Origin of the sequence: Glycocaulis sp., from assembly GCF_052168375.1 — a bacterium.
In the GTDB taxonomy this organism is placed as follows: domain Bacteria; phylum Pseudomonadota; class Alphaproteobacteria; order Caulobacterales; family Maricaulaceae; genus Glycocaulis.
The window spans coordinates 1-5,898 of the sequence record NZ_JBQLZR010000099.1 but is presented as its reverse complement, the minus strand read 5'-3'; the positions used below and the strand labels follow the sequence as shown (position 1 = coordinate 5,898).

Here is a 5,898-nt window from a genome sequence, read left to right as displayed (position 1 = left end):
TGAAAAAGGCCGGCTATACGGTAGCTGCCAATTACGCGGGCAATGATGCCGCCGCAGAGGCCTTCAGCAAGGAAACCGGCATCCCCGCCTATAAATGGTCGGTCGCCGACTACGAGGCGTGCGTGGCAGGGATCGGACGGGTCGAGCTGGCACACGGTCCGGTGGACGTGCTGGTCAATAATGCCGGCATCACGCGCGATGCGCCCTTCCACAAGATGACGCCGCAGCAATGGCGCGAAGTGATCGAGACCAATCTGAGCGGTGTCTTCAACATGACCCACCCGGTCTGGAACGGCATGCGTGACCGGGGGTTTGGCCGCATCATCACCATTTCCTCGATCAACGGTCAGAAGGGCCAGTTTGCGCAAGCCAACTACTCGGCGGCCAAGGCCGGTGATCTCGGCTTTACAAAGGCACTCGCTCAGGAAGGCGCGCGCAAGGGCATCACCGCCAATGCGATCTGCCCTGGCTATATCGCGACCGACATGGTGATGGCGGTGCCAGAAGCTGTGCGTAACCAGATCATCGACACAATCCCGGTGGGACGGCTGGGTGAGGCGGAGGAAATCGCGCGCTGCGTTGCTTTCCTGGCATCTGACGAAGCTGGCTTCATTACTGGCGCGACGCTGACCGCGAATGGCGGCCAGTATCTCGTCTGACCAGTTCTCGCAACGGCATCGGCAAAAAATCCGGATTGTGGACGGCGCAGCGGCAGTTTCGCCGCGAAACGGCCCATTTTTGCCCGGACAGTGCACACCATGAGCAGGGGATTCATCGCCCTCATGCTTGCCGCCGCCGGGGCTTGGGCGGTTCTGGCAAGTGACGGGCTTGGCCAGCAAAACCCGTTCTCGCGCCTGACCGGCCGGGAACAACCGTCTGAAGCGTCCGCGGTCTGGTACGAGCGGGCCGACAGACGTGGCCGCTTCGTGCTCGACCAGTCCTCCTCACCGGCCCTGCTCTGGCAGGAAGGCAGCCCGGAAGTCTTCGCCGTCTATGCCAAGCGGGCATCGGGCGGCGGAGAGGTGCTTCTGACCGATACCGACCGCGCGCTCCTGCGCCTCTCCAATCTGGGCGGTGCGACCTACTTCCCGCCTGATGCGCCCGATGGTGTGATCGTGGAGCCCATTGGTCCGGCCCACACGCTCGTGGCACCACCTGTGAGCGCGCAAGAATTGCAACGCACGGCCCGCGATCTGGCCGACAGCGTGACGCGGATCAACCGCAACCAGATCACGGTGGAAGTCCCCTCGCTGGGTCCTGCCGACAATGCCTATCTCGCCGACACGCTGCGCCTTGCACAGACCGGCATCGACAATGCCAACCGGCGTGCCACGCGTGATTTGCGTACGGTCCGGATCATTACCGGCGTGCGCAGCGATGCGCGCTATGCGGGCGGCGTGCTGGAAATCACCATTGCGCCGGGGCGTGGATATTCAGGACGTCCCTCGTCGGACTTCATCCGCCGCGCGCTCGATCGCGGACGTTAGGCGCGATTATGCGGACCGGGCCGCCAGTCGGACGGTGCCAGCTCAAAGCCTGAAAACTCGAAACCGGGTGCAACAACACAGCTGACAAGCGTCCAGGCGCCAAGGCTCTCGGCCGCCTGCCAGTGACCGGCCGGAACGATAGCCTGCGGGCGCTCGCCAGCACGCAAGTCCGGCCCCAGCCGCACTGTGTGCGCGCCGACACCATCGGCCGAAAGCGTAAGCACAAGTGGCGCGCCCGCATGCCAGAGCCAGACTTCGCTGGCATCCACACGGTGCCAGGCCGAAACCTCGTCGGCGGCAAGCAGGAAATAGATCGCCGTTGCGTGCGCCCGGCCTTGCGCGTTCGCGGCGTCGCGGAAGGTCTCGGCATACCAGCCCCCTTCCGGGTGCTTCTGCATGCCCAGAAGCCGGATGATCTCTGTCACGCCCAGATCGCCGCTGACCGCCATCATCTGAAATTGTCCTTTGCCGTGCGCACTGCCGCGAAAACATTGGCATCGCTGGCATATTCCAGCCCCAGATGCCGCCGCAAGTCCGGATCGTCCCAGCGCAGGAAGGGGCTGGCGGCCTTGTCGTCTCCCAGACGGAAGGGCACCGTTGCTTTTTCTGCCTCTCGCAGGCGCCTGATCTCGTCTGCATCGGCCTGAAGGGCTTCATTGCCGGGATCGATGCTCAAGGCAAAGCGTGCATTGGCGGCAGAGTATTCATGCGCGCAATGGACCAGTGTCTCGTCCGGCAGGGCGCGCAGGCGCGCAAGCCCCGCCTGTGCCTGCTCCGGTGTACCTTCAAACAGGCGACCGCACCCCAGCCGGAACAGGGCATCGCCGCTGAACAGCACCGCCTCGCTTTCAAACCAGTACGCGATATGTCCGAGCGTATGGCCGCCCGTGTCGATAACCTCGGCGGAAAGCTTGCCGAGCTTGACCTTGTCCCCCGGCCTCACCCGGTGATCCACGCCGCCGATGCGGTCTGCCTCGGCCTCCGGAGCGGTAACTGACGCGCCAGTCTTCGCCGCGATGGCGGCGTTTCCGCCGGTATGGTCCCAGTGATGGTGCGTGTTCCAGATCTGCGAAATGGCCCAGCCGGCGGCCTTGGCGTCATTCAGGAGCGCCTCGCCATCGGGCGTATCGATACTGGCGGTCTCTCCCGTTTCGCTGCACCGGATCAGATAGCCGTAATTGTCGTCGAGACAGGCAATCTGGCGGATTTCAAGCATGATCTGGCTGTCCTTCCTGCAGACGTTCTGCACGCGCTCTTACACAATCGGTGTGCCAAGTCTATCATCCTCACAGCCACACGCGACCCCCTGACGGAGCCTTGCTGGCGCGATGCGCACCGAAGCCACGGAAATTGACCGGTTCTACCGTTCGCCAAGAGGCGAGGCTGCGCGCACCATGGTGCATCGCCGCCTTGAAGCCCTGTGGCCGGACGTGAAAGGGCTGGACATGCTCGGATATGGCTTTGCATCGCCCTATCTGGAACCCTTCCGCGAGCAGGCCCGCCGCGCCGTTGCCTTCATGCCCTCCACCCAAGGTGCCATTGCCTGGCCAGACCGGCATGGCGAGCGCTGCGCCTCTGCACTGGGCGAGGAGACGCGCCTGCCCTTCGCCGAAGCCATGTTCGACCGCATTATCGCGGTTCACGCGCTTGAGGAGGCCGGAGACCTTCAACGGCTCCTGAGAGAGTTGTGGCGGGTGCTGGCGCCAGAAGGCCGGCTCGTCATCGTTGCTGCACACCGCTCCGGCGCATGGGCACGCGTCGATGCAACGCCGTTCGGCCATGGCCGTCCCTTCTCGCGCGGGCAGCTGGGCCGGCTTCTGACTGGTGCCCTGTTTGAACCTGTCGCCTGGGCGCGGGCGCTCTATGCGCCGCCCTGGTCGATGTTCTGCGGGCCGCGCGTATCCGATCTGTTTGAATCGGCGGGTGAACGCCTCTGGCCGGGTTTCGGTGGGCTGATCCTCGTCGAAGCCGTCAAGCATGTCGGCGCGGTGCGGCCTTCGGGCACGCCTGTGCCGGTGCGGCGCAAGGCTCTTGATGCCGCTGCGGGAGCCGCGCTATCCCGCCCCCAAACCCGCAGCATAGCTACCGCAAAGGATACGCGCTGATGATCCCTGATCCCCGCCCGGGCATTCTCGACATCAAACCCTACAAGCCTGGAAACCCGGCGCCTGCCGGGGCGGTGAAGCTCTCTTCCAACGAGAACCCGCTGGGTTGCAGCGAGAAGGCTGCCGAGGCCTTTTCCCGATCGGCCTCAAAGCTGCACGTCTATCCCGATGGCAGCGTGCTGCGTCTGCGCCAGGCCATTGGCAAGGCCGAGGGCATCGACCCGGCGCGCATCGTCTGCGGCGCGGGTTCGGACGAAATCCTTCAGCTGATCGGGCGGGCCTGGCTGGGCGCAGGCGATACCGTACTGCAGAGCCAGTACGGATTTCTTGTCTACCGCCTCGTCGCCATGCAGAGCGGGGCGGAGCTTGTCAGCGCGCCGGAGCGCGATCACCGCACCGATATCGACGCGATGCTGGAAGCGGCGGCCATCCACAAGCCGCGCGTGGTCTTCCTGGCCAATCCGAACAATCCCACAGGTACCTGGGTGCCGCGCGAGGACATTATCCGCCTGCGCGAAGGCCTCGCCGATGACTGCCTACTGGTTCTGGATGCCGCTTATGGCGAGTTCGTCGATGATCCGGCATTTGAGTCCGGCATGGGTCTTGTCGACCAGTACGACAATATCATCGTCACCCGCACGTTTTCAAAGATCCACGGCCTTGCCGGCCTGCGTCTCGGCTGGGCTTATGCGCGCGAAGCCGTCATCGACATCCTCAACCGCGTACGTGGTCCCTTTAACGTGAGCGTCCCGGCCGTCGAAGCCGGTATCGAGGCGATTGGCGACGAGGCCTTCATTACCCGGTCAAAGGCTCATAACGCGCGCTGGCTGGATTTCCTCACGCAACACTTGCGCGGCGTCGGCCTCGACGTCACGCCGTCGGTTTGCAATTTCGTGCTGGTCCACTTCCCCTCGACGCCGGGCAAGACGGCAGAGGATGCTGACCGCTTCCTGACCTCGAAAGGTCTGGTGGTGCGCGATGTGAAGCCTTACGGCTTGCCGGACTCGCTCCGGATCTCGATCGGCCTTGACGAGGATAACCGCCGGGTCGCCGACGCGCTGGCCGAATTCATGGCCTGACGGGCTATTGCCCGTCAGCATCCTCTTCGCTCAGTTCCGGCAGGTCCGGCACGGACGGTAGCTGGCCTGTCAGCGGGCCGGTATCGCCAAGGCGGACCGGTCCGAGGAAGATACCGCCTTGCTGGAAGCGGAAGGGCAGGGCCACGCCTTCATCGCGCCGCGGCGCCATCATCAGGGCGAGGCGCAAGGCCTCGCCATCGCCCGATGCCACGATGCCGCCATCGACAAGCGCTGCAACGAGGCTTTCCGGTTCGGTGACCAGAACCGACAGGCGGCCTTCAGGACGGAGTGCATCGTCCACGCCCATCGTGCCTTCGCCGCCAAGGCGCGCATCACCCCAGTTGAGTTCCGCCATGGCGATACGCATCTCGCCACCACTCGCGCTCCACACAGCGAGATTGGCATCGGCGGCGAGCGCGCTCCATTCGGTTACAACCGTGTCAAAGCGCAAAAGGTCTATGCGATGACCGAACGCGCCAGCCATCGCCTCGTCAAGCTGGTCCGCGCCCAGCTCGAGCCCGCGCATTTCCAGCCTGATGCGCATCTGGTCGCCCTCCTCGACATCGCTGGCGAGTACCAGCCTGTCGAGGGTCTCGACCAGAACCGTTCCGCCTTCCCGCTCGATCAGACGAAAGCTCTCCAGCTCCGCGCCCGCATGGACGGTGCCTGCCCGGCTGGAGGAAAGGCTGATACGGCTCGTTCCGGCGGTCGCCAGCAGGGAGCGGGTCCCGTCCTCGCCGGCAAGGTCGATCTCTGCAGGGCTGCCAAACGCGACAATCCAGTGGGTGAGGTTGTAGGGCAGGGCGCTGGCGGAAACCTGCGGCATGGCCATGCGCCAGCCCCCATCCCCGGCCGGAGCCGCAATGTCGGGATTGCGGACATTGACCGTGAAGCGGAAGGGAAAGCCACCGACCGACAGGCGGTCATAGGCAATTGCATAGCCCTCGCCCTCCCGCTGCGCGACCCAGCTTTCTGCAGCCTGACGTATCTGGCCGGACATCCACACCCAGTAGGCACCATAAACCGCAACGAGCAGGCCGAAGACGGCAAAGGGCGCGAAGAGTCCGAGGCGCGAACGGCGCGGCGCGGGCGGGCTGGAAAAATCACGGATCATGCAGGGTCCTGTCCTTGGGAAGCGGGCAGCAGGGCGGTCGATGCGGTCTCGATGCGCGTCTCCAGCTCCTCCATGAAGCGCGCGCGCGGCAGGCCGGCCGGGATGGGCTGGAG

General features: G+C 64.8%; 7 protein-coding genes. 4 read left to right on the top strand and 3 right to left on the bottom strand.

The annotated features are described in order from the left end of the window. A partial coding sequence (gene phbB, locus ACTS2Z_RS04030; protein ID WP_442571946.1) for an acetoacetyl-CoA reductase occupies positions 1 to 659 on the top strand: 659 nt, incomplete at its 5' end. A 99-nt stretch (positions 660 to 758) separates the two neighbouring features. Beyond that, positions 759 to 1,487, top strand: a complete 729-nt coding sequence (locus tag ACTS2Z_RS04025) for a DUF4908 domain-containing protein (protein ID WP_442571945.1) — start codon at positions 759 to 761, stop codon at positions 1,485 to 1,487. Here the strand turns inward: ACTS2Z_RS04025 and ACTS2Z_RS04020 are convergent. Together ACTS2Z_RS04020 and gloB are read right to left on the bottom strand one after the other, a co-directional pair. Then, a complete protein-coding gene (locus tag ACTS2Z_RS04020; RefSeq protein ID WP_442571944.1) occupies positions 1,484 to 1,939 on the bottom strand; it encodes a cupin domain-containing protein in 456 nt (151 codons plus the stop codon). The genes ACTS2Z_RS04025 and ACTS2Z_RS04020 overlap by 4 nt on opposite strands. Then, entirely contained in the window at positions 1,936 to 2,703 is a 768-nt protein-coding gene (gene gloB, locus ACTS2Z_RS04015; RefSeq protein ID WP_442571943.1) for a hydroxyacylglutathione hydrolase, read from the bottom strand. Before gloB ends, ACTS2Z_RS04020 begins: the two co-directional genes overlap by 4 nt. 112 nt (positions 2,704 to 2,815) lie before the next feature. Between gloB and ACTS2Z_RS04010 the strand changes: the two genes are divergently transcribed. Continuing rightward, the gene (locus ACTS2Z_RS04010) at positions 2,816 to 3,592 is read left to right on the top strand and encodes a class I SAM-dependent methyltransferase (RefSeq protein WP_442571942.1); all 777 of its coding nucleotides are present in this window, start codon (positions 2,816 to 2,818) and stop codon (positions 3,590 to 3,592) included. Then, positions 3,592 to 4,671 (top strand): histidinol-phosphate transaminase, encoded by a 1,080-nt coding sequence (gene hisC / locus ACTS2Z_RS04005; RefSeq protein WP_442571941.1) that lies wholly within the window; start codon positions 3,592 to 3,594, stop codon positions 4,669 to 4,671. The genes ACTS2Z_RS04010 and hisC overlap by 1 nt, the downstream gene beginning before the upstream one ends. A gap of 4 nt (positions 4,672 to 4,675) precedes the next feature. Here the strand turns inward: hisC and ACTS2Z_RS04000 are convergent, their stop codons facing one another. Further along, on the bottom strand, positions 4,676 to 5,785 hold the full coding sequence (locus ACTS2Z_RS04000) for a DUF2125 domain-containing protein (protein WP_442571940.1): 1,110 nt from the start codon (positions 5,783 to 5,785) through the stop codon (positions 4,676 to 4,678). Positions 5,786 to 5,898: the final 113 nt, after the last annotated feature.

Excerpts from the sequence above, each read along its gene's own strand:
- ACTS2Z_RS04025 (WP_442571945.1), top strand. The coding sequence starts at position 759 with ATGAGCAGGGGATTCATCGCCCTCATGCTTGCCGCCGCCGGGGCTTGG.
- ACTS2Z_RS04020 (WP_442571944.1), bottom strand. The coding sequence starts at position 1,939 with ATGATGGCGGTCAGCGGCGATCTGGGCGTGACAGAGATCATCCGGCTT.
- gloB (WP_442571943.1), bottom strand. The coding sequence starts at position 2,703 with ATGCTTGAAATCCGCCAGATTGCCTGTCTCGACGACAATTACGGCTAT.
- ACTS2Z_RS04010 (WP_442571942.1), top strand. The coding sequence starts at position 2,816 with ATGCGCACCGAAGCCACGGAAATTGACCGGTTCTACCGTTCGCCAAGA.
- hisC (WP_442571941.1), top strand. The coding sequence starts at position 3,592 with ATGATCCCTGATCCCCGCCCGGGCATTCTCGACATCAAACCCTACAAG.
- ACTS2Z_RS04000 (WP_442571940.1), bottom strand. The coding sequence starts at position 5,785 with ATGATCCGTGATTTTTCCAGCCCGCCCGCGCCGCGCCGTTCGCGCCTC.